The organism is Streptomyces sp. cg40 (assembly GCF_050320165.1).
GTDB classification, from domain to species: Bacteria; Actinomycetota; Actinomycetes; order Streptomycetales; family Streptomycetaceae; genus Streptomyces; species Streptomyces hokutonensis.
The window spans coordinates 8,389,496-8,407,737 of record NZ_CP190128.1 but is presented as its reverse complement, the minus strand read 5'-3'; the positions used below and the strand labels follow the sequence as shown (position 1 = coordinate 8,407,737).

The 18,242-nt window shown below is 71.0% G+C and carries 18 protein-coding genes; 12 read left to right on the top strand and 6 right to left on the bottom strand.

The features are described 5' to 3' along the window. Positions 1-6: 6 nt before the first annotated feature. The 3 genes from ACQHII_RS37960 to ACQHII_RS37950 form a co-directional block, all read right to left on the bottom strand. On the bottom strand, positions 7-1,053 hold the full coding sequence (locus ACQHII_RS37960; protein ID WP_427923507.1) for an ABC transporter permease: 1,047 nt from the start codon (positions 1,051-1,053) through the stop codon (positions 7-9). A gap of 67 nt (positions 1,054-1,120) precedes the next feature. After that, positions 1,121-2,665, bottom strand: a complete 1,545-nt coding sequence (locus tag ACQHII_RS37955) for a sugar ABC transporter ATP-binding protein (RefSeq protein WP_427923506.1) — start codon at positions 2,663-2,665, stop codon at positions 1,121-1,123. Then, positions 2,652-3,749 (bottom strand): substrate-binding domain-containing protein, encoded by a 1,098-nt coding sequence (locus tag ACQHII_RS37950; RefSeq protein ID WP_427923505.1) that lies wholly within the window; start codon positions 3,747-3,749, stop codon positions 2,652-2,654. Before ACQHII_RS37950 ends, ACQHII_RS37955 begins: the two co-directional genes overlap by 14 nt. Positions 3,750-4,189: 440 nt before the next feature. On the opposite strand from ACQHII_RS37950, the gene ACQHII_RS37945 reads away from it, so the two are divergent. The 3 genes from ACQHII_RS37945 to mtnB are packed head-to-tail and all read left to right on the top strand — an operon-like array spanning position 4,190 to position 6,116. After that, positions 4,190-4,789 (top strand): 1,2-dihydroxy-3-keto-5-methylthiopentene dioxygenase, encoded by a 600-nt coding sequence (locus ACQHII_RS37945; RefSeq protein WP_427923504.1) that lies wholly within the window; start codon positions 4,190-4,192, stop codon positions 4,787-4,789. Next, on the top strand, positions 4,786-5,511 hold the full coding sequence (gene mtnC / locus ACQHII_RS37940; protein WP_427923503.1) for an acireductone synthase: 726 nt from the start codon (positions 4,786-4,788) through the stop codon (positions 5,509-5,511). The genes ACQHII_RS37945 and mtnC overlap by 4 nt, the downstream gene beginning before the upstream one ends. Further along, positions 5,508-6,116 carry a methylthioribulose 1-phosphate dehydratase gene (gene mtnB, locus ACQHII_RS37935; RefSeq protein ID WP_427923502.1) on the top strand — a complete coding sequence of 203 codons (609 nt, stop codon included), beginning with the start codon at positions 5,508-5,510 and terminating at the stop codon, positions 6,114-6,116. Before mtnC ends, mtnB begins: the two co-directional genes overlap by 4 nt. Here mtnB and ACQHII_RS37930 read toward each other — a convergent pair. Further along, positions 6,103-6,705, bottom strand: coding sequence for a helix-turn-helix domain-containing protein (locus tag ACQHII_RS37930; RefSeq protein ID WP_427923501.1), 603 nt, complete (start codon positions 6,703-6,705; stop codon positions 6,103-6,105). The two genes, mtnB and ACQHII_RS37930, sit on opposite strands and share 14 nt — an antisense overlap. A gap of 142 nt (positions 6,706-6,847) precedes the next feature. On the opposite strand from ACQHII_RS37930, the gene ACQHII_RS37925 reads away from it, so the two are divergent. Continuing rightward, entirely contained in the window at positions 6,848-7,834 is a 987-nt protein-coding gene (locus tag ACQHII_RS37925; RefSeq protein ID WP_427923500.1) for an alpha/beta fold hydrolase, read from the top strand. A gap of 30 nt (positions 7,835-7,864) precedes the next feature. On the opposite strand, the gene ACQHII_RS37920 is transcribed toward ACQHII_RS37925, so the two are convergent. Both ACQHII_RS37920 and mtnA read right to left on the bottom strand, forming a co-directional pair. Next, positions 7,865-8,269: a hypothetical protein gene (locus tag ACQHII_RS37920; protein ID WP_427923499.1), complete on the bottom strand. Its 405-nt coding sequence runs from the start codon at positions 8,267-8,269 to the stop codon at positions 7,865-7,867. A 67-nt stretch (positions 8,270-8,336) separates the two neighbouring features. Then, complete coding sequence (gene mtnA, locus ACQHII_RS37915) at positions 8,337-9,401, bottom strand: S-methyl-5-thioribose-1-phosphate isomerase (protein WP_427923498.1); 1,065 nt, start codon at positions 9,399-9,401, stop codon at positions 8,337-8,339. A gap of 307 nt (positions 9,402-9,708) precedes the next feature. Between mtnA and ACQHII_RS37910 the strand changes: the two genes are divergently transcribed. The 8 genes from ACQHII_RS37910 (at position 9,709) to ACQHII_RS37875 (ending at position 18,198) form a co-directional block, all read left to right on the top strand. Beyond that, positions 9,709-10,761 (top strand): BMP family ABC transporter substrate-binding protein, encoded by a 1,053-nt coding sequence (locus ACQHII_RS37910; RefSeq protein ID WP_427923497.1) that lies wholly within the window; start codon positions 9,709-9,711, stop codon positions 10,759-10,761. Beyond that, positions 10,742-12,265, top strand: a complete 1,524-nt coding sequence (locus ACQHII_RS37905) for an ABC transporter ATP-binding protein (RefSeq protein ID WP_427923496.1) — start codon at positions 10,742-10,744, stop codon at positions 12,263-12,265. The genes ACQHII_RS37910 and ACQHII_RS37905 overlap by 20 nt, the downstream gene beginning before the upstream one ends. A gap of 1 nt (position 12,266) precedes the next feature. Further along, positions 12,267-13,319 carry an ABC transporter permease gene (locus ACQHII_RS37900; protein ID WP_427923495.1) on the top strand — a complete coding sequence of 351 codons (1,053 nt, stop codon included), beginning with the start codon at positions 12,267-12,269 and terminating at the stop codon, positions 13,317-13,319. Next, positions 13,319-14,191 (top strand): ABC transporter permease, encoded by an 873-nt coding sequence (locus ACQHII_RS37895; RefSeq protein ID WP_093624785.1) that lies wholly within the window; start codon positions 13,319-13,321, stop codon positions 14,189-14,191. The genes ACQHII_RS37900 and ACQHII_RS37895 overlap by 1 nt, the downstream gene beginning before the upstream one ends. Continuing rightward, positions 14,188-14,940 (top strand): nucleoside phosphorylase, encoded by a 753-nt coding sequence (locus ACQHII_RS37890; RefSeq protein ID WP_427923494.1) that lies wholly within the window; start codon positions 14,188-14,190, stop codon positions 14,938-14,940. The genes ACQHII_RS37895 and ACQHII_RS37890 overlap by 4 nt, the downstream gene beginning before the upstream one ends. Then, a complete protein-coding gene (locus tag ACQHII_RS37885; RefSeq protein ID WP_427923493.1) occupies positions 14,937-16,232 on the top strand; it encodes an amidohydrolase in 1,296 nt (431 codons plus the stop codon). Before ACQHII_RS37890 ends, ACQHII_RS37885 begins: the two co-directional genes overlap by 4 nt. An 85-nt stretch (positions 16,233-16,317) precedes the next feature. Then, positions 16,318-16,989: a FadR/GntR family transcriptional regulator gene (locus tag ACQHII_RS37880; RefSeq protein ID WP_019066078.1), complete on the top strand. Its 672-nt coding sequence runs from the start codon at positions 16,318-16,320 to the stop codon at positions 16,987-16,989. A gap of 198 nt (positions 16,990-17,187) precedes the next feature. Further along, positions 17,188-18,198 carry a PAC2 family protein gene (locus ACQHII_RS37875; protein ID WP_427923492.1) on the top strand — a complete coding sequence of 337 codons (1,011 nt, stop codon included), beginning with the start codon at positions 17,188-17,190 and terminating at the stop codon, positions 18,196-18,198. Positions 18,199-18,242: the final 44 nt, after the last annotated feature.

Sequence of the window (18,242 nt, the reverse complement as noted above, 5' to 3'; positions counted from 1 at the left end):
ACTTCCTTATGCGGTGCGGCGCTTGGACAGGGTGAAGCTGAAGACCAGGGCGAGGATGAGGACCGCGCCCTCGACGACGTCCTGGGTGTAGTAGGGCAGACCCTTGATGGTCAGGCCGGTGGTGATGATGCCGATCAGGACCGCGCCCAGCGCCGTGCCCCAGACGTTCGGGCGGCCCCGGCCGAGGACCGACGTGCCGACGAGCGCGACCGCCACCGCCTCCAGCAGCTGCGACGTGCCCGCGCTCACATCACCCTGTCCGATGCGCGACGCCAGGATGAGGCCGCCGATGGAGGCGAGGACGCCGGAGAGGACGTAGGCGAGGGCCCGGTACGCGCCGACGCGGATGCCCGCCAGGCGGGAGGCCTCCGGGTTGGCGCCGATGGCGTACAGGACGCGGCCCCAGCGGGTGCGGGCGAGGAACACCCAGGCGATCACCGTCAGCGCGCCGAAGATCACCACCGAGATGGGGATGCCGAACAGCGTGCCGCGGTCGATGCGGAGGAAGCCGGCGGTGAACTTGCCGGGGGCGGTGGTGCCGTCCGACTGGGTCATCCCGGCGGAGATCGACTGGCCGTCGACCAGGATGAGTTTGGTGCCCTGGATGACGAACATGGTGCCGAGGGTGGCCAGCATGTCCGGGATCTTCATCACGACGATGAGGAGGGCGTTGAGGAGTCCGGCGAGCGCGCCCGCCGCGATGACGGCGAGGATCGCGACCGTGCCGACCTGGTTGTACGTCACCATCGTCTTCGCGGCGACGGTGACACCGAGTCCGGCGACCGCGCCGACGGACATGTCCATTCCGCCGACGGCCATGGTGAGGGTGACGCCGAGGCCGAGGATCGCGGCGACGGAGACGTACCGGAGGGTGTCGAGGAGGGTCGCCGACTCCCGGAAGGAGCCCTCGGTCAGCGCGAAGTACAGGAACAGCGCGACCGTGACGAAGATGAAGCCGTACTTGATGACGGCGTTCTGCACGAGCACGGCGGTGGAGACGGCGGGCGCCCCCGTCGTCTTCGGTGCGGCCTCGGGGCTCTGGGTGGTGGTCATGGCGTACTTCCTGCCGTGGCTTCGTGCGGGGCGGGCATCACGCGGACGCCGGACTGGTCGGCCGGCATCACACGGACGCCGAGATGGTCTGGATCACGCGGTCGCGTTCCGCGTCTTCGCCGTAGGCGTCGAGGTGGACCTCGCCGGCCGCCAGCACTACGACCCGGTCGGCGATCTCGAGCACCTCGTCGACGTCGGCCGACAGTACGAGTACGGCCGCACCCTCCGCGGCCAGCGCACGCGCCCGGCCGCCGATGTCGCGCCGCGCGCCGATGTCCACGCCTCGGAACGGCTCGTCCAGGATGAGGACACGCGGGGTGTGCGCGAGCCAGCGGCCGACGACGACCTTCTGCTGGTTGCCGCCGGAGAGTTCCTCCACCGTGCTGTGCTCGTCGCGGGCGACGACCCCGAGGGCGCCGATGGTCTCGCGGCCGAGGGCGTCCTCCTTGCCCGTGTTCACGAGTCCGCCCCGGGACAGGGACTTGAGGAACGGCAGCGAGACGTTCTGCGCCACCGACCAGCCGGGGACGAGCGCGTCGGCGTGCCGGTCCTCGGGCACGAGGTGGACGCCGGCGCGGATCGCGTCGGCCGGACGGCGGGGCGCATACGGCTTGCCGTCCAGCGTGACCGTGCCGGTGGCGAAGGGCTCGGCGCCGAAGAGGCCGCGGGCGAGTTCCGTCTTGCCCGCCCCCAACAGGCCTACGACACCGGTGACTTCGCCGGCGCGGAGGTCGAGGTCCAGGGGTGCCCGCCCCTCGAAGAGCCGGACGCCGTGCAGCGCGAGGACGGCGTCCCCGTGCTCGCCGGAGTGCTGCGGGCGGGCCGTCGTCACCTCGTGGGCCTGGGCGAGCATCGCGCGCAGGGCGCCGTCCCAGTCGAAGGGCTTGACCTGGTCGTCGGTGAGACCGCCGTCCCGCAGGACGACCAGGCGGTCGGCGAGGGCGTCGATCTCGCCGAGGCGGTGGGAGACGTAGAGGACCGCGATGCCGTCGTCGCGCATCTTCTCGACGAGGGCGAAGAGCCGCTGCGCCTCGGCGGCGGAGAGGGCGGAGGTCGGTTCGTCGAGGATCAGCAGCCGGGGGCGGGTGGCCAGCGCGCGGGCCAGGATGAGCAACTGGCGGTCGGAGATGCCGAGTTCGGTGACGTCGCGGCGCAACACGGCGTCGCTCCAGTCGAGTTCCAGCGCGGCCTGGATCTCGCGGGCGCGGGCCAGCACGCGGCGGCCGTTGAGGAACGGGTTGCCGCGGCGCTGGGCCAGCTCCTCGAAGACCAGGTTCTCGGCGACGGAGAGGCCGGGCACGATGCCCTCGCCGATCCGCTGGTGGACCGTCTGGATGCCCAACTGCCGGGCGGCGGACGGAGATTGGAGAGCTGCGGGTTCCCCGGCGACCCGCACCTCTCCGCCGTGGTCGGTGTGCACGCCCGACAGGATCTTGATCAGCGTGGACTTTCCGGCGCCGTTCGCGCCGAGCAGCGCGACCACGCTGCCCGGTGCGATGTCGAGCGATACGGAGGCCAGTACCGTCTTGCCGCCGAAGGCCATGCTGACGTCGCGGAGACCGACCGCCACACCGGCGCCCGCGGCGTCGACGGCCGTGTCAGTGGGCGACATTGGGGATCCAGTCGGCGGTGCTCACCTTGGAGAGGTTCAGGGCGGGCAGGGCCGCGCGCAGCTGGTCCATGTTCTCGATCTTGTTCTTGCGCAGGAAGTCCTGGGTGATGGCGACGGCCGGGAAGTCGACGGAGGTCTTGTTCAGCTGACCGGCCAACTCCAGTGCCGCCGTGCGGACCACGGCCGCGCCGACGGCGGACGGGTCGGTGCCGGCGGTGGCGACCCACGGGCTGTTCGCCGCGGTCATGTTCTGGATGTCGGCGTTGGAGACGTCTGCGCCGAAGACCTTCACCTTGCTCTGGAGCTTCTTGTTCTGGACGGCGAGGACGGTGCCCTTGGCCAGCTCGTCGTAGGGGGCGAACACGCCCACCACGTCGGAGTGCTGGGTGAGCGCGGCGGAGACCAGGGGAACGTTGTCGGTGGCCGTGGAGTCGGTGACCTTGCCGACCTTGAACTGCTGCTTCCAGCCCTGGGCCGCGACCTCCTTCGCCCAGACGGTGTTGCGCTTGTCGAGGGCCGCGTAGCCAGCCACGTTGACGTAGCCGACCTTGGCGTTCTTGCCGACCGTCTGGGCCATCACGTCGAGGACTGCCTGCGCCATGCTGGCGTCGTCCTGCTCGGTGCTGATCACGGACTTGTTGGTCTGGTCGACGTCGTAGACGACGACCTTGATGCCCTTCTTCACCGCCTGGTCGATCTCGGGCTGGATCGTGGACGGGAAGCCGTGGTCGACGATGATCGCCTGCGCGCCGGAGTTGATGGCCGAGGACAGGTCGGTGGCCTGCTTGGCGTTGTCGGCCTGGGCGTCGTACACGGTCAGGTCGACGCCGAGCGCCTTGGCCTGCGCCTTGGCGCCGTTGCCCCACTGCTCGAAGTAGTCGCCGGCGCCGCTCTGCCGTACGAGCGCGATCTTGACCGTGCCCTTGTTGAAGGGGGTCGGCTTCTTGCCCGTGGCGGCCGAGGCCGAGGCGGCGGTGTCGGCGGTGCTCTTCGACGCGTCGGTGGACTGGGAGCAGCCCGCGAGGAGGAGGGCCGAGGCGGAGGCCAGCGAGAGCGCGGCGAGGGGGACACGGGTGCGGGACATGAGGGGCTCCAGGTGCAAGGTGGTGCAGAAGGGGTGAAGGACGGGCGTGCGTGTCCCGGAGCGTGGGAAAGGGAATCAGCCACCGCGGAACGGGTGGTGGACCGCGGCACGAAAGGCTCGCGGGGCTCCGGATGTGGTCAGCGACAGCTGGCTGTGGTCGACCGGAGCAAGTCCACGTACAGCCGCCGCACGAGCAGCAGCGTCTTCATAGGGAGATCATGAGAATGATTCCAGCCATTGGTCAAAGGGGTGGAAGCGGTTTCTCAGCTGGTGAGACAACGACTACGTCACATCAGGCCTGTTCACCGGCGGCGGTTACCATCACATAACCGGTCCCGACGCAGTACAACGGGCCGCCCCGCAGCCGCTTTCCGCCCCCCACCGGTCCGGTGTCCGTCTCGGTATCCGGACATCACGCCCACTTTTTCGGAGTTGTTCCCATGACCCTGCTCACCACCTGGCCCGAGTCCGGTCCCGAGAACCTCGTGCGCCGTACCGCCGACCCCGTCGAGATCGCCGCCGCGCTCGCGCCTCTCGGTGTGCGCTACGAGCAGTGGCCGATCCGCGAGGACGTCCCGGCCGACGCCGACAGCGACACCGTCTTCGCCGCCTACGGCCCGGAGATCGACAAGCTGAACGCCGAGGAGGGCTTCACCACCGTCGACGTCCTCGGTCTGCACCCCAGCGACGACCCGGAGTACCCGGCGAAGGCGGCCGGCGCCCGCGCGAAGTTCCTCCAGGAGCACACGCACGACGACGATGACGAGGTCCGCTTCTTCGTCTCCGGCTCCGGCATCTTCTATCTGCACGTGAACGGCGAAGTGCACGCCGTCTACTGCGAGAAGGGCGACCTGCTGGGCGTGCCGCGCGGCACCACCCACTGGTTCGACATGGGCACCGAGCCCGCCTTCACCGCGATCCGCTTCTTCCACGAGGAGGACGGCTGGGTCGGCAACTTCACCGGCTCGACCATCGCCTCGCGCTTCCCGGACTACGACACGATCGACGCGGGCTACCAGCAGGACAAGGCCGCCGCGTGAGTTTGCGGTACGACGTGGACGCCGTGGTGCTCGACATCGAGGGCACCACCAGCGCCACGGGTTTCGTCGTCGACGTCCTCTACCCGTACTCGCGCTCGCGCTTCGCCGCGCTGCTCACCGAGGGCGGCGACAATCCCGAGGTGGCCAGGGCGGTCGCGCAGGTGCGCGAGCTGACCGGCGACCCGGACGCCGACGCCGTACAGATCGAGAAGACCCTGGGCACCTGGCTCGACGAGGACCGCAAGGCCACGCCCCTGAAGACCCTCCAGGGCATCATCTGGTCCGAGGGCTTCGCCCGCGGCGACCTCGTCTCGCACTTCTACGACGACGTCGTACCGGCCCTGCGCGTCTGGCACTCGGCGGGCCTGCGGCTGTACGTCTACTCGTCCGGCTCGGTGGCCGCGCAGCGCGCGTGGTTCACATCGAGCCCGGAGGGCGACCTCCTCCCCCTCGTCTCCGGTCTCTACGACACGGAGAACGCCGGTCCCAAGCAGGAGCCGGAGTCGTACCGCCGTATCGCGGCGGCGACCGGCACCGAGCCGTCCCGGCTGCTCTTCCTCTCCGACCGGCCCGGCGAGCTGGACGCGGCCGTGGCCGCGGGCTGGCACGCGGTGGGCGTACGGCGGCCGGGAGAGCCGTACTTCGAGCAAGGCGTCGGCGACCACGCATCGGCGGGGGCGTTCGACGAGATCGGCATCACCAGTTCAAGGAGCACCACGTGACCACCGAGCCCACCGCACTCGACCTTGAGCAGGCGGGGGCCCAACTCGCCGCCGAGTCCGCCCGGTTCGCCTCGTTCGGCTGGATGCGGGGGACCTCCGGGAACCTGTCCGTGGTGCTGTCCCGGGATCCGCTGCGGCTGGCGGTGACGGCCAGCGGGCACGACAAGGGTGAACTGACGCCCGCCGACGTGGTGTTGGTGGACGGGAACGGTGCCGCCGTGCGCGGCGGCAAGCCGTCAGCCGAGGCCGAACTCCACGCCCGTGTCGCCGCGTTGACCGGTGCGGGTGCGGTGGTCCACGTGCACACCGTGGCGTCCGTCGCGATGGGGCGGCGTGAGCCGGGCGGGATCGTGTTCAAGGACGTCGAGATGCTCAAGGGTGTCGGACAGCCCGCGCACGACGTCGAGGTGACGCTGCCGGTCATCGCCAACAGCCAGGACATGAAGGTGCTGGGCGACCGCCTGGAGGCGGCCCGGGATCCTCGGATGCCGGCCGTTGTCGTCGCCGGGCACGGGCTCTATGTGTGGGGTGCCGACCCGCGTCAAGCGCGGCATCACACCGAAGTCGTGGAATGGCTGCTGGAGTTGGAGCTCACCCAGCGCTGACCGACGCCGGGGACGTGCGCGGTCGCAGGCGCTCTCCCTGCGGCCCGAACATGATCAGGTACTCGACCGGCCCGCCGGAGCCGGCGTTCGCGACCCCGTGCGGGGTGCGGGTGTCGAACTCGGCCACGTCCCCGGCGGTCAGGACGAGGTCCTGGTCGCCGAGCGCGAGCCACAGCCGCCCGTACAGGACGCACAGCCACTCGTAGCCGTCGTGCGAGACCTGCCGCGGGCGCGTCGGCGGTTCCCCGACGGCGGGCAGGACGTGCTTGTGGGCGTGCAGTCCGCCGACGTAGCGGGTCAGCGGCAGGACCGCCTTGTCGTCGCCGAAGCTCAGTGGCACCGGGGTGCGGCGCTCGGCCGCGGGGGCGGTGCCGGCCAGCTCGTCCAGGGAGACGCCGTACTCCTTCGCCAGTCGCAGCAGCACCTCCAGGGTGGGCTTGCGGCGGCCGGTCTCGATCCGTGACAGCGTGCTCGGCGAGATGCCGGTCGCGCGGCCGACGCCGGTGAGTGTGGCGCCGCGTCGCTCGCGTGCGGCCCGCAGCCGGGGGCCCATCGCCGCGAGTGTCTCGGCCAAGCCGTCGCCCGCCACCGCCCCTGCACCTCCCGAACACGGTTCCGCACCGCCCTGTCCTGCGAGTTTGCCAGATTGGCAACGCTCTTCGCGTCGGGCGGTCGCCGCACCGCATGATCGATGGGTACCCGCGACCACCGGCGAACCGAGGAGAAGCCCCATGCAGTCCGAGCCGCCCGCCGCACTCCGCCACCGCACCGTCGAGGGCCCGGCCGGGCGTCTGCACCTGGTCGAGCAGGGCACCGGCCCGCTGGTCCTGCTCGTGCACGGCTTCCCCGAGTCCTGGTACTCCTGGCGCCGACAGCTCCCGGCCCTCGCCGCGGCCGGCTACCGGGCGGTGGCGATCGACGTGCGCGGCTACGGCCGCTCCTCCAGGCCCGCGGCGACCGGCGCGTACCGGATGCTCGACCTGGTGGAGGACAACGTCGCCGTCGTACGTGCCCTCGGCGAGGAGGACGCGGTGGTGGTCGGCCACGACTGGGGCTCCAACATCGCCGCCGCCTCCGCCCTGCTCCACCCCGGGGTGTTCCGCGCGGTCGGCCTGCTGAGCGTCCCGTACGCACCGCCGGGAGGACCCCGCCCCACCGAGGTCTTCGGCCGGATCGGCGGCCCCGAGCAGGAGTTCTACGTCTCCTACTTCCAGGAGCCGGGCCGCGCCGAGGCGGAGATCGAACCGGATGTACGGGGCTGGCTCGCCGGTTTCTACGCGGCCCTGTCCGCCGACACCATGCCCGCCCCGGGCGAGCCCGACCCGCACTTCGTCGCCCGTGGCGGCCTGTTGCGCGACCGCTTTCCCGTCGGCGCTCTCCCGGCCTGGTTGACCGAGGACGAACTCGATGTCTACGCCGGGGAGTTCGAGCGCACCGGCCTGACCGGCGCCCTCAACCGCTACCGCTGCATGGACCGCGACTGGGAGGATCTCGCTCCCCATCGCGGGGCCCCGATCAAGCAGCCGTCCCTGTTCATCGGCGGTACCTCGGACGCCTCCACCACCTGGATGTCCGACGCGATCGCCGCCTTCCCGACCACCCTCCCCGGCCTGACCGCGTCCCACCTGCTGGACGGCTGCGGCCACTGGATCCAGCAGGAACGCCCCGAGGAGGTCAACCGTCTACTGACCGACTGGCTCACCGCCCTCACGGGCTGAGGGCCGGGCGCCCTGTCGTCCGGACCGGGTTCACGCTTCGTCGCGGTGGGTGAGGTGGCCGTCGGTGAGCCGCCAGTAGTGCTGATGCGGGGTCAGTCGCCAGGTCTCGTCGGCGTCGATCGCCCGCGTGACCCATTCGTGCAGTTGCGGGAGGGCGTGCGCCCGGAGAACGGCGCGGGTGGCGGCACGTTCGGCGGCATCGACCGGGTGGACGTCTATCCGGAAGCCGACCATGTCCGGGTGCATGCCGCGGCCGTAATTGCGGGTGACCGGAGCAATCCACTCCGCGCCCAGCACGATGGTCCCGCCGTCCTGTCCGGTGAGGAACCGCAGGTCCGTGACTCGGGTCATGAAGGGGCCGAGACACTCGCCGATGTCGGTGGTGGTCAGCGGCCAGGCACGGTGCCGGGGCAGTCTTCGATTGCGTGCGGACATGGCACGCAGAATGACAGAACCGGCCGGACGGGACGAGGAAATAACTCCTGGCCGCAGGCCCAGGGGCTCAGCGGAGCTCCTGGACACTCACGGACCGTCCCAGGTTCAGCCGGTCTCCGGGGAGTTCGCCGGCCGACACCTCCAACACGCCCCGCTCCGTGACCAGTCCGGTGACCAGGCGGCCCGGGGTCACGTCGAAGGCGGGGTTGTGGCCGCGCGACTCGGCGGGAGCCGTCCGGACCCCCGCCCACTCCAACACCTCGGCCTCGCCACGGAGTTCGATGTGGATCTCGTCGCCGGTCTTGGTGGCCAGATCGACCGTGGTCGTCGGGGCCGCGACCAGGAACGGGATGCCGGCGTCCGCGCAGGCGAGAGCGACGCCGACCGTGCCGACCTTGTTCGCGGTGTCGCCGTTGGCCGCGATGCGGTCGGCGCCGACGATGGCCGCGTCGACCTCGCCGCGCAGGATGGTGCCGGCGGCCGCGCCGTCGGCCTGGACGTAGTGCGGGATGCCTTCCTGCACCAACTCCCAGGCGGTCAGGCGTGATCCCTGGAGGAGGGGGCGCGTCTCGTCGGCGTAGACGACCTCCACCAGCCCACGCGCGTGCAGTTCGCGGACGACACCGAGCGCGGTGCCCCACCCGGCGGTCGCCAGCGCGCCGGTGTTGCAGTGCGTCAGGAGCCTCAACGGCCGTTCCACGCGCACCCGTCGGACCAGCCAGTCCGCGCCGAACACGCCCATCGCGCGGTTGGCCGCGACGTCCTCGCGCTGCACTGCGACGGCTTCTTCGAGGACCGCGTCGAGGCCCTCGGCGAAGCGCGTCATGACCCGGTCCACGCCCGCCATGAGGTTGACCGCGGTGGGCCGGGCCTCACGGACGCGGGCGACGGCGGCACGCACCTCGGCCTCGGTCCAGCCCTCCCGCTCGCCCTCGATGATCGCGAGCGCGACCCCGTACGCGCCGGCCGCCCCGATCGCGGGCGCCCCGCGCACGACGAGGCGCTGGATCGCGTCGACGAGCGTGTCCACATCGTGGACAGTCACCGTCTCGTGGCGGTGCGGGAGCAGGGTCTGGTCGATGAGCGCGAGGCCGCCGCCGGTCCAGTCGACCGCGCGCAATTCCTGGGGCATAACGGGACACTCCTGCTGTTCCGATGGTGTCGGACACCGTACATGACCTCGAAGAACCACAGTTCGAGACAGTCGAGCAGGTGTCTCAAAACGAATGTTAAAGTCCAGCACCCGCAGCCCGAAGGCCGAGACGAAGGAGGACGTGTGCTGTTGACGATGCGCCGTTTCCTCGATCACGGCCGCTGCGCGAGCGACTGCTGTCGACGCTGACCTGTCCCTCTCGCGTCCGCCCCTCGTCTCCCCGTCTCACCATCTGGTCGCACGCGCTCCCGCCGGAGCGCGCCTTGCCGTACCCCGGAAGGTCCCCATGCTCCGCAGATCACGTCGCACCCTTCAGCTCGTCGCCGCCACCACGCTCATGGTCACCGCCGCCACCGCCTGCAACGCCGCCGCCAAGACCGACGCCTCGGACAGCGCGAGCGGCAGCAGCGGAAAGTCGTTCACGCTGGTCACACCCGACGCGGTCGGTCAGAACGAGTTCCTGAAGCTCGCCGTCACCGGTGTGAAGGCCGCCGCGAAGACGCACGACGGGACCGAGAAGGTCTACGAGTCGACGGACACCGCGTCCCAGCAGCAGAACGTGCAGGCCGCCGTGGACGCGAGCCCGAACGTGATCGTGCTGGTCGGCTTCGAGTTCGCCGACATCGTCGCGCAGCAGGCCAAGGCGCACCCCAAGCAGCAGTTCCTGATGATCGACGCGTGCACCACCAAGACGTATCCGAACGTCACCTGCGCGGTCTTCCGTGAGCACGAGGGTGTCTATCTCGCGGGCGCCGAGGCCGGGTTGCTCAGCAAGAGCGGCAAGGTCGGCGCGGTGGACGTGCTCGACACTCCCCAATTCCGGCGCTACAGCGACCCGTTCGCGGCCGGCGCCAAGAAGGTCGCCGCGAAGACCTCCGCGTCGACGCGCTTCGTCGGCGGCCAGTCCCCGTTCGACGACTCGGCGCGCGCCAAGGAGCAGGCCAACTCCCTGCTCTCCAAGGGCACCGACCAGATCATGGCGGCCGCCGCGGCCGGCAACTACGGCGTGTTCGAGGCCGCGAAGGCCAAGGGCGCGTTCGCGTACGGCGTCGACGTCAACCAGTGCGTCTCCTCTCCCGGCACGGTCGTCGACAACGTGATCAAGAAGACGGACGTCGCCGTCGAGAAGGGCGTCGAGCAGGTCCTCGCGGGCAAGACGGGCACCTCGGTGTCGTACGGCCTGAAGGAGGGTGGCATCAGCCTCACCGGTCTGGAGGCGGGCGTCGACTCGTCGAAGTGCGTGATCGCCCAGCACAAGGACGTCCTCGCGAAGGTCAAGGCGCTGCGCGACCAGATCGTCTCCGGAGAGCTCAAGGTCGATGACCCCGCCGCCGGTTGACCCAGCGGTCGAGCTCCGGGGAATCACGAAGCGGTTCCCCGGCACGCTCGCCAACGACGACGTCGACCTGACCGTCGGGCGCGGCGAGATCCACGCCCTGATGGGCGAGAACGGCGCCGGCAAGTCCACCCTCATGTCGATCCTCTACGGCATGGAGCGCGCCGACGCGGGCTCCATACGGATCGACGGCCGCGAGGTGACCTTCGGCGACCCGAGCGCCGCGATGGCCGCCGGGCTCGGCATGGTCCACCAGAGCTTCAAGCTGTTCGACTCGCTGCCGGTCGCCGAGAACGTCGTCTACGCCGCCGAGCCGCGCCGCTTCGGCCTGGTGGACCGGGCCGCCGCCCGCCGCCGAGTGCGTGAACTGGCCGAGGAGCACGGTCTCGCCGTCGATCCGGACGCCCGGGTCGGGGAGCTGCCGGTCGGGCTGCGGCAGCGCGTCGAGATCCTGAAGCTCCTGCACCGGGGCGCCCGCACGCTGATCCTCGACGAACCGACCGCCGTGCTCACCCCCGCCGAGGCGGACGCCCTCTTCGCGGTCCTCAAGTCGCTGGCCGCGCAGGGCCGTACGGTGATCCTTGTCACGCACAAGCTGCGCGAGGTCCTCGAAGGCAGCGACAACGTGACCGTGCTGCGGGACGGCCGGGTGGTCGCCCGCCTGGTCACCGCCGAGACATCCGCCGACGAGATCGCCGCCGCGATGACCGGCCGAGCGGTCGAACTGGACCGCGTGCACGCGCCCGGGACTCCCGGTGACGTGGTCCTGGACGTGAGAGACCTCACCACGGACGCCGTCCACGATGTGGGACTCACCGTCCGCGCCGGAGAGATCGTCGGGATCGCCGGCGTCGCGGGCAACGGCCAGAGCGAGCTGATCGAGGCCCTGGCCGGGCTACGAACCGTCGCCTCCGGACAGGTGCGTCTCAAGGGGCTGGACATCACCCACGCCTCGGCCACCGAGCGCCGGGCGCAGGGCCTCGCCTACGTCCCGGAGGACCGGCACGCGGTCGGTACGGCACCGGCGGCCTCCGTCGCGGACAACCTCGCGATGGGCCACCACCGAACCTCCCTGTCCGCGAAGGGACTTCTGCCGCCCGCGTCCGTGCGCGCCCACGCCGGACGGCTCATCGAGCGCTTCGGCATCAAGGCGGCCACCCCCGAGGTGCCCGCCTCCGCGCTGTCCGGCGGCAACTTGCAGAAGCTGCTGATCGGCCGCGAACTCGCCCACGAGGCACCGCTGTTGCTCGTCGAGCAGCCCACGCGCGGAGTCGACATCGGCGCCATCCAGAACATCCACGACCAGATCGTCGCCCACCGCGACGCCGGTCACGCCGTCCTCCTCGTCTCCGCCGAACTGAGCGAGATCCGGGGCCTCGCGGACCGGGTCCTCGTGATGTACGAGGGCCGGGTCACGGCGACGTACACGAAGGACGAGGCCGACGAACGGGCTCTGGGGCTCGCCATGGCGGGCGGGGCCGTGGCGCCGACGGAGGCCGTCGACTGACATGACACTCACCCGTATCTCCGGAGCGCTGCGCTCCCCCATCACCTTCTCCGTGCTCGCGGGCCTGGTCATCGGCGCGCTGTTCCTGGTCGGTACCGGCGCGGACCCGCTCGCCGCCTACGGCGCCGTCCTCACCGGTTCGCTCGGCGCGGACGGCATCGGCTCCACGCTGAGCACCGGCACCAGCGTGCTCGGCATGGCCCTCGCGCTGGCGATCCCGCTGCGCGCCGGGCTGATCAACCTCGGCGGCGACGGACAGATGGTCCTCGGCGGCATCACGGCGGCCGTGACCGGCCTCTACTCCCCGCTGCCGGCACCGCTCACCGTCGTACTGGCACTGCTCGCGGGCATGGCCGTGGGCGCCGCGTACGCCGCGCTGGCCGCCCTGTGCGAGAACAGCCTCGGCGTCCCGCTGCTGGTCAGCAGCCTGCTGCTGAGCTACCCGGCGGTCTCGCTGGCCTCCTACCTCGCGCGCTACCCGCTCAAGGAACCCGGCTCCAGCCTCCCCCAGACCCGCGCGATGCCGGACGGTGTCGCGCTGCCCGCGTTCGGCGACTCGACGGTCACCGTCGGGCTGATCCTTGTCGTCCTCGCGGCGGCCGGGTACTGGTTCACCGACAAGCGCACGGCCTTCGGCTACGAGATCCGCATGACGGGCCTCAACTCCCGTTTCGCCGCCTACGCGGGCGTCGAACGCCGGGGCCTGACGCTCAAGTTGATGTCCGTGTCCGGCGCGCTGGCCGGACTCGTGGGCGCCATAGGGGTGTTGAGCTTCCCGTACCGCTTCGTCGACGGCTCGCTCACCGCACCCGGCTACACCTGGACGGGACTTACGGCGGCCCTGCTCGCAGCGGCAGCCCCGCTCGGCACGGTCGTCGCCTCCTTCTTCTTCGCCGTCCTCGCGGTCGGCGGACTGGCGATGGAGCGGACGACCGAGGTGCCGCGCGAACTGACCCAGGTGCTCCAGGCCATCGTGATCGTGTTCCTCGCGGCCCGACTCCGCTTCCCCACCAAGTGGTTCAGCAGGCGTACTCAGGAAAGCGGGGCCGCGTGATGTTCTTCGACTCCGATCTCCTGATGTCGGCGCTGCGCGCGCTGACCCCGATCCTGCTGGCCGCGCTGGGCGGTGCCCTGTGCGAGCGCGCGGGGGTCTTCAACATCGGCCTCGAAGGCATGATGCTGATGGGCTGCTTCACTTCGGTGGCCACGAGTTGGTTCACGGGCAGCGCCTGGCTCGGCGTCCTCGCGGCAGCGCTCGCGGCGGCCGCCTACTCCCTCATCCTCGCCGTCGGTGCGGTGACTCTGCGCGGGGACGCGGTCGTTCTCGGAATCGCCATGAATCTCCTGGCAGTTGGCCTCACCAGCTTCCTCCTGCGTACGGTCTTCGGTGTGCAGGGCACTTTCGACGATCCGTCACTCGCCGGGCTGCCGTTGATCGGTGGGTTCACCCCGCTCGCGTATCTGGCGTTCGTCGCGGTCGCGGTGGCCGCGGTGATGCTGTCCCGGCATGTGTGGGGGCTGCGGCTGCGCGGGGTCGGCGAGGCGCCGGACGCGGCGGCGACGCTGGGGGTGAGCCCGGCGAAGTACAAGTACGCGGCCGTGCTGGTCTCCGGTGTGCTGTGCGGGCTCGCGGGGGCCCAACTCGCCCTCGGGAACGTCACGTTGTTCTCCGAGAACATGACGGCGGGCCGGGGCTGGATCGCGGTCGTCGCGGTGATGCTCGGCCGCGCGGCACCGGTCGGCGTGCTGCTCGCCGCGCTGCTCTTCGGCCTCGCCGAGGCCGCCGGCTTCCGCCTCCAGGGCGTCGGCCTGCCCCAACAGGCCACCGATGCCGCGCCGTACGTCGTGACGCTCGTCGCCCTCTTCCTCTCGACGGCCCGCCGCCGTCGCCGTACCGCCAACTCCCCTTCCGGAGCCACCACATGACGCAGGACCTGCTGCCCATCACCCGAATACCGCGCACCGGGCTCCCGGCGCACGCGGTCGTCGTCGGCGACCCGGCGCGCGCAGCCGCCGTCGCCGCGCTGCTGGACGGTGCCGAGGAGGTGTCGTACCACCGCGAATACCGGGTGTTCAGCGGGAGTTGGAAGGGCCTGCCGGTCACCGTCGCCTCGCACGGGGTGGGCGGTCCTGGCGCGATCCTGCTGTTCCAGGAGCTGGCGGACGCGGGGGTCCGCACCTTCCTGCGCTTCGGCACGGCGGGCGCGATGAAGCCCGGCATCGGGGACGGCGACCTCGTCATCGCGGAGGCGGCCGTGCGCGACGACGGTGTGACGCAGCAGTTGCTCCCGCCCGAGTACCCGGCGGTCGCCGCGCCCGAGGCGGTCCTCGCCCTCCAGCGCGCGGCCCGCGAGGCAGGCGCCCCGCACCACCGGGGCATCGTGTGGACCCGGGCGGCCTTCCAGCCCGGCCTCATCCCCCTCTTCTCCTACGACGGCGCCGGGCTCGCGGCGATCGAGATGGAGCTGTCGGCACTGCTGGTCACCGCCTCGCTGCGGGGGCTGGTCGCGGGCGGAGTGCTCGTCATCGACGGTGCCAACGCCGATGAACTCGTCGACGAGGAAGCCACCGGCGGGTACGACCCGCACCGGGACGTCGTCGCGGCCGGTGTCGAGCGCGGTGCGGTGGTCTCGCTGGAGGCACTGCGGCTGCTGGCGGAGGGGAACGAGGCGTGAGCATCGACCTGTTGGTGCACGGCGGGGATGTCCTGACCGTCGACGAGGCCGGAACTGTCGTACCGGACGGGGCAGTTGCCGTCCACGAGGGCGAGATCGTCGCCGTAGGACCCGCCGGGGAACTGAAGGCACGGTTCACGGCTGCGGAGTCCATCGACGCCTCGGGCTGTCTCGTCCTGCCCGGGCTCATCAACACGCACACCCACCTCGCGATGACACTGCTGCGCGGTCGCGCCGACGACGTCACTCTCCAGGGCTTCCTGGAGCGGGTGTTGAAGTGGGAGGCCGAGCTGCTGGCGCCGAAGAACGTGGCGGCTGCGGTGCGGCTCGCGGTGGCCGAGAGCGTGCGGGCCGGGGTGACCTCGGCGCTCGACATGTACTGGTTCCACGAGGCGGCCGAGCAGGCGGCCCGTGAGGCGGGCTGGCGGCTGCACTCCGGGCCGACCTTCATGGACGTACCGCAGCCGCCGGACGGTATGCCGTACGAGGACCGACTCGACTGGGCGCGCGGGGACTTGGCCGCGAGGGGTGCGGCACGCCCCGGTCGGCGGCCGGTCCTGTTCGCGCACTCGACCTACACCCTCTCCCCCGACCAGCTGGTCGACATCGCCGCCCTGGCGCGGGAGTTCGGGGCGCTGCTGCACATCCACGCGGCGGAGAACGCGACCGAGGTCGCGACCGTCGAGGTCAAGTACGGCAAGCGGCCTGTGGAGTTGCTCGACTCTCTGGGGCTGCTCGGTCCCGATCTGCTGCTCGCGCACGCCGTGGACCTGACCGGCCCGGAGATCGCGGCGCTGGCCCGCACGGGTACGTCGGTGGCCCACTGTCCGGTGTCCAACCTGAAGTTGGGCTGCGGGATCGCGCCGGTGCCGCGGCTGCTCAGCGCGGGTGTCACCGTCGGGCTGGGCACGGACGGGGCCGTCAGCTCGAACACGCTGGACCTGCTGGGCGCCGTACGACAGGCGGCGTTGGTGCACAAGGCGAATGGTGACCCGACGGCGGTCGGTGCCGAGCAGGCCGTACGGATGGCGACGATCGAGGGTGCGCGGGCGCTGGGGCTCGCGGAGCACCTGGGGTCCCTGGAGGCCGGCAAGCGGGCCGACCTGATCGTGCTGGACCTGGGCGCTTCGCATCTGCGGCCGCTGCACGACCCGTGGTCGACGCTCGCGTACGCGGCGCACTCGGCGGACGTGCGGGACACGGTGGTGGACGGCCGGGTGCTGATGCGGAACCGGACATTGGCCACGCTGGACGAGGAAGCCGTGATCGCGGAGCTCGAATCACTTGCCTGAGCTGTGGATTTCCCTCCCGTTCAGCCCACTGAACCCCCATAATATGCCTGATACATCGGATGTCTGAGCAACAGGGAGGCCGGCCATGGCAGTCACCGATGAGGCGATCGAGAAAATCAAGGGAATGATCGTCTCCGGCGCGCTGCGTCCCGGGGACCGGCTGCCCAAGGAGAGCGAGCTCGCCGCCGAACTCGGCCTGTCCCGCAACTCCCTGCGGGAGGCCGTGCGCGCGCTGTCGCTGATCCGCATCCTGGACGTGCGGCAGGGCGACGGCACCTACGTCACGAGTCTGGATCCCCAACTCCTGCTGGAGGCGCTGAGTTTCGTCGTGGACTTCCACCGCGACGACACGGTGCTCGAATTCCTGGCGGTGCGGCGCATTCTGGAACCCGCGGCCACCGGGATGGCGGCCCTGCGGATCAGCGAGCAGCAACTCGACGCGCTCACACTCCAGTTGGACGCGCTCGGCGGTGCCCCCTCGGTGGAGGAACTGGTCGCCTGCGACCTGGAGTTCCACCGGGGCATCGTGCAGAGTTCCGGCAACTCGGTGCTCTGCTCGCTCCTCGACGGTCTGTCGGGTCCCACCACACGGGCGAGGATCTGGCGCGGTCTGACGCAGGAGGACGCGGTGAGCCGGACCCTGCACGAGCACCGGGCGATCCTGGGCGCGCTGCGCGACCGGGACGCGGAGGCGGCGCGGTCGTGGGCGACGGTGCACATCGCGAGCGTGGAGCAGTGGCTGCGTTCGACCCTGTGAACGAGTGGGTGCGCCCGCCGACCCCTCGGAGGAGTGACCGGCCGGTCCGCGTCCGCACAGGATGGCGATCTTGTGTGTTCGACCGGTTCGGACGGGGCAGGCATGGGGTCACTCCCCCGTGCAAGGGGGCTGCGGGCGCCCCCGTCGGACGCCGTAAGGTTGGGGCGTACGCGAGGGCAGATCGGAAGGAGGCGCTGGGTGATCGAGCTGGAGGGGGTTCCCGAGCTGATCGACCCAGTGATGGTGGCCGCGTTCGAGGGCTGGAACGACGCCGGCGACGCCGCCTCCACCGCGGTCGCGCATCTGGACAGGGAGTGGAAGGGCGAGGTGTTCGCGGCCCTGGACGCCGAGGACTACTACGACTTCCAGGTGAACCGGCCCACGGTGTGGATGGATTCCGGTGTGCGAAAGATCACTTGGCCGACGACCCGCCTCTCGGTGGTCCGGGTCGGCGGTGAGAAGCCACGCGATCTCGTACTCGTCCGAGGTATCGAACCGTCGATGCGCTGGCGCTCGTTCTGCAACGAGCTGCTGGGCTTCGCGCACGAGCTCGGCGTGGAGCTGGTGGTGATCCTGGGCGCGCTGCTCGGTGACACCCCGCACACACGTCCGGTACCGATCAGCGGGACCACGTCCGACGCGGACCTGGCGCAGCGGATGGACCTGGAGGAGACCAAGTACGAGGGTCCCACCGGGATCGTCGGCATCCTCCAGGAGGCGTGCACGCACGCGGGCGTACCGGCCGTGTCGCTGTGGGCGGCGGTGCCGCACTACGTGTCGCAGCCGCCCAACCCGAAGGCCACCCTGGCGCTGCTGAACCGCCTGGAGGACCTGATCGACGTGCGCATCCCGCTGGGCGAACTGCCCGAGGACGCGCGCGCCTGGCAGGTCGGCGTGGACCAGCTGGCCGCCGAGGACAGCGAGGTCGCCGAGTACGTCCAGACGCTGGAGGAGGCCCGCGACACCGCGGAGCTGCCGGAGGCGTCGGGCGAGGCAATTGCCCGCGAGTTTGAGCGCTACCTGCGCAGGCGGGACGGCGGCGGCAGCCCGCCGCCCGGTGGGCACGCCACGGCGGACGGCAGCGACAGCGCGTCGTATCTCCGGGACAACCCCGGCCGCGCGAAGCCGACGAGGCCCACGAAGCCGGAGACCGAGCCCGGGACCGGGCCCGACACCGAGGCGGACGACGAGGATTCCTCCGAGGAGTGAGTCCGTCGGTCAACAGGGCGTGAAACAGGGGCGGTTCCTCCCAC

What these genes read in the sequence shown, in the direction of transcription:
- ACQHII_RS37960 (WP_427923507.1), bottom strand. Translation starts at nt 1,053, where the DNA reads ATGACCACCACCCAGAGCCCCGAGGCCGCACCGAAGACGACGGGGGCG.
- ACQHII_RS37955 (WP_427923506.1), bottom strand. Translation starts at nt 2,665, where the DNA reads ATGTCGCCCACTGACACGGCCGTCGACGCCGCGGGCGCCGGTGTGGCG.
- ACQHII_RS37950 (WP_427923505.1), bottom strand. Translation starts at nt 3,749, where the DNA reads ATGTCCCGCACCCGTGTCCCCCTCGCCGCGCTCTCGCTGGCCTCCGCC.
- ACQHII_RS37945 (WP_427923504.1), top strand. Translation starts at nt 4,190, where the DNA reads ATGACCCTGCTCACCACCTGGCCCGAGTCCGGTCCCGAGAACCTCGTG.
- ACQHII_RS37925 (WP_427923500.1), top strand. Translation starts at nt 6,848, where the DNA reads ATGCAGTCCGAGCCGCCCGCCGCACTCCGCCACCGCACCGTCGAGGGC.
- ACQHII_RS37920 (WP_427923499.1), bottom strand. Translation starts at nt 8,269, where the DNA reads ATGTCCGCACGCAATCGAAGACTGCCCCGGCACCGTGCCTGGCCGCTG.
- mtnA (WP_427923498.1), bottom strand. Translation starts at nt 9,401, where the DNA reads ATGCCCCAGGAATTGCGCGCGGTCGACTGGACCGGCGGCGGCCTCGCG.
- ACQHII_RS37910 (WP_427923497.1), top strand. Translation starts at nt 9,709, where the DNA reads ATGCTCCGCAGATCACGTCGCACCCTTCAGCTCGTCGCCGCCACCACG.
- ACQHII_RS37905 (WP_427923496.1), top strand. Translation starts at nt 10,742, where the DNA reads ATGACCCCGCCGCCGGTTGACCCAGCGGTCGAGCTCCGGGGAATCACG.
- ACQHII_RS37900 (WP_427923495.1), top strand. Translation starts at nt 12,267, where the DNA reads ATGACACTCACCCGTATCTCCGGAGCGCTGCGCTCCCCCATCACCTTC.
- ACQHII_RS37895 (WP_093624785.1), top strand. Translation starts at nt 13,319, where the DNA reads ATGTTCTTCGACTCCGATCTCCTGATGTCGGCGCTGCGCGCGCTGACC.
- ACQHII_RS37890 (WP_427923494.1), top strand. Translation starts at nt 14,188, where the DNA reads ATGACGCAGGACCTGCTGCCCATCACCCGAATACCGCGCACCGGGCTC.
- ACQHII_RS37880 (WP_019066078.1), top strand. Translation starts at nt 16,318, where the DNA reads ATGGCAGTCACCGATGAGGCGATCGAGAAAATCAAGGGAATGATCGTC.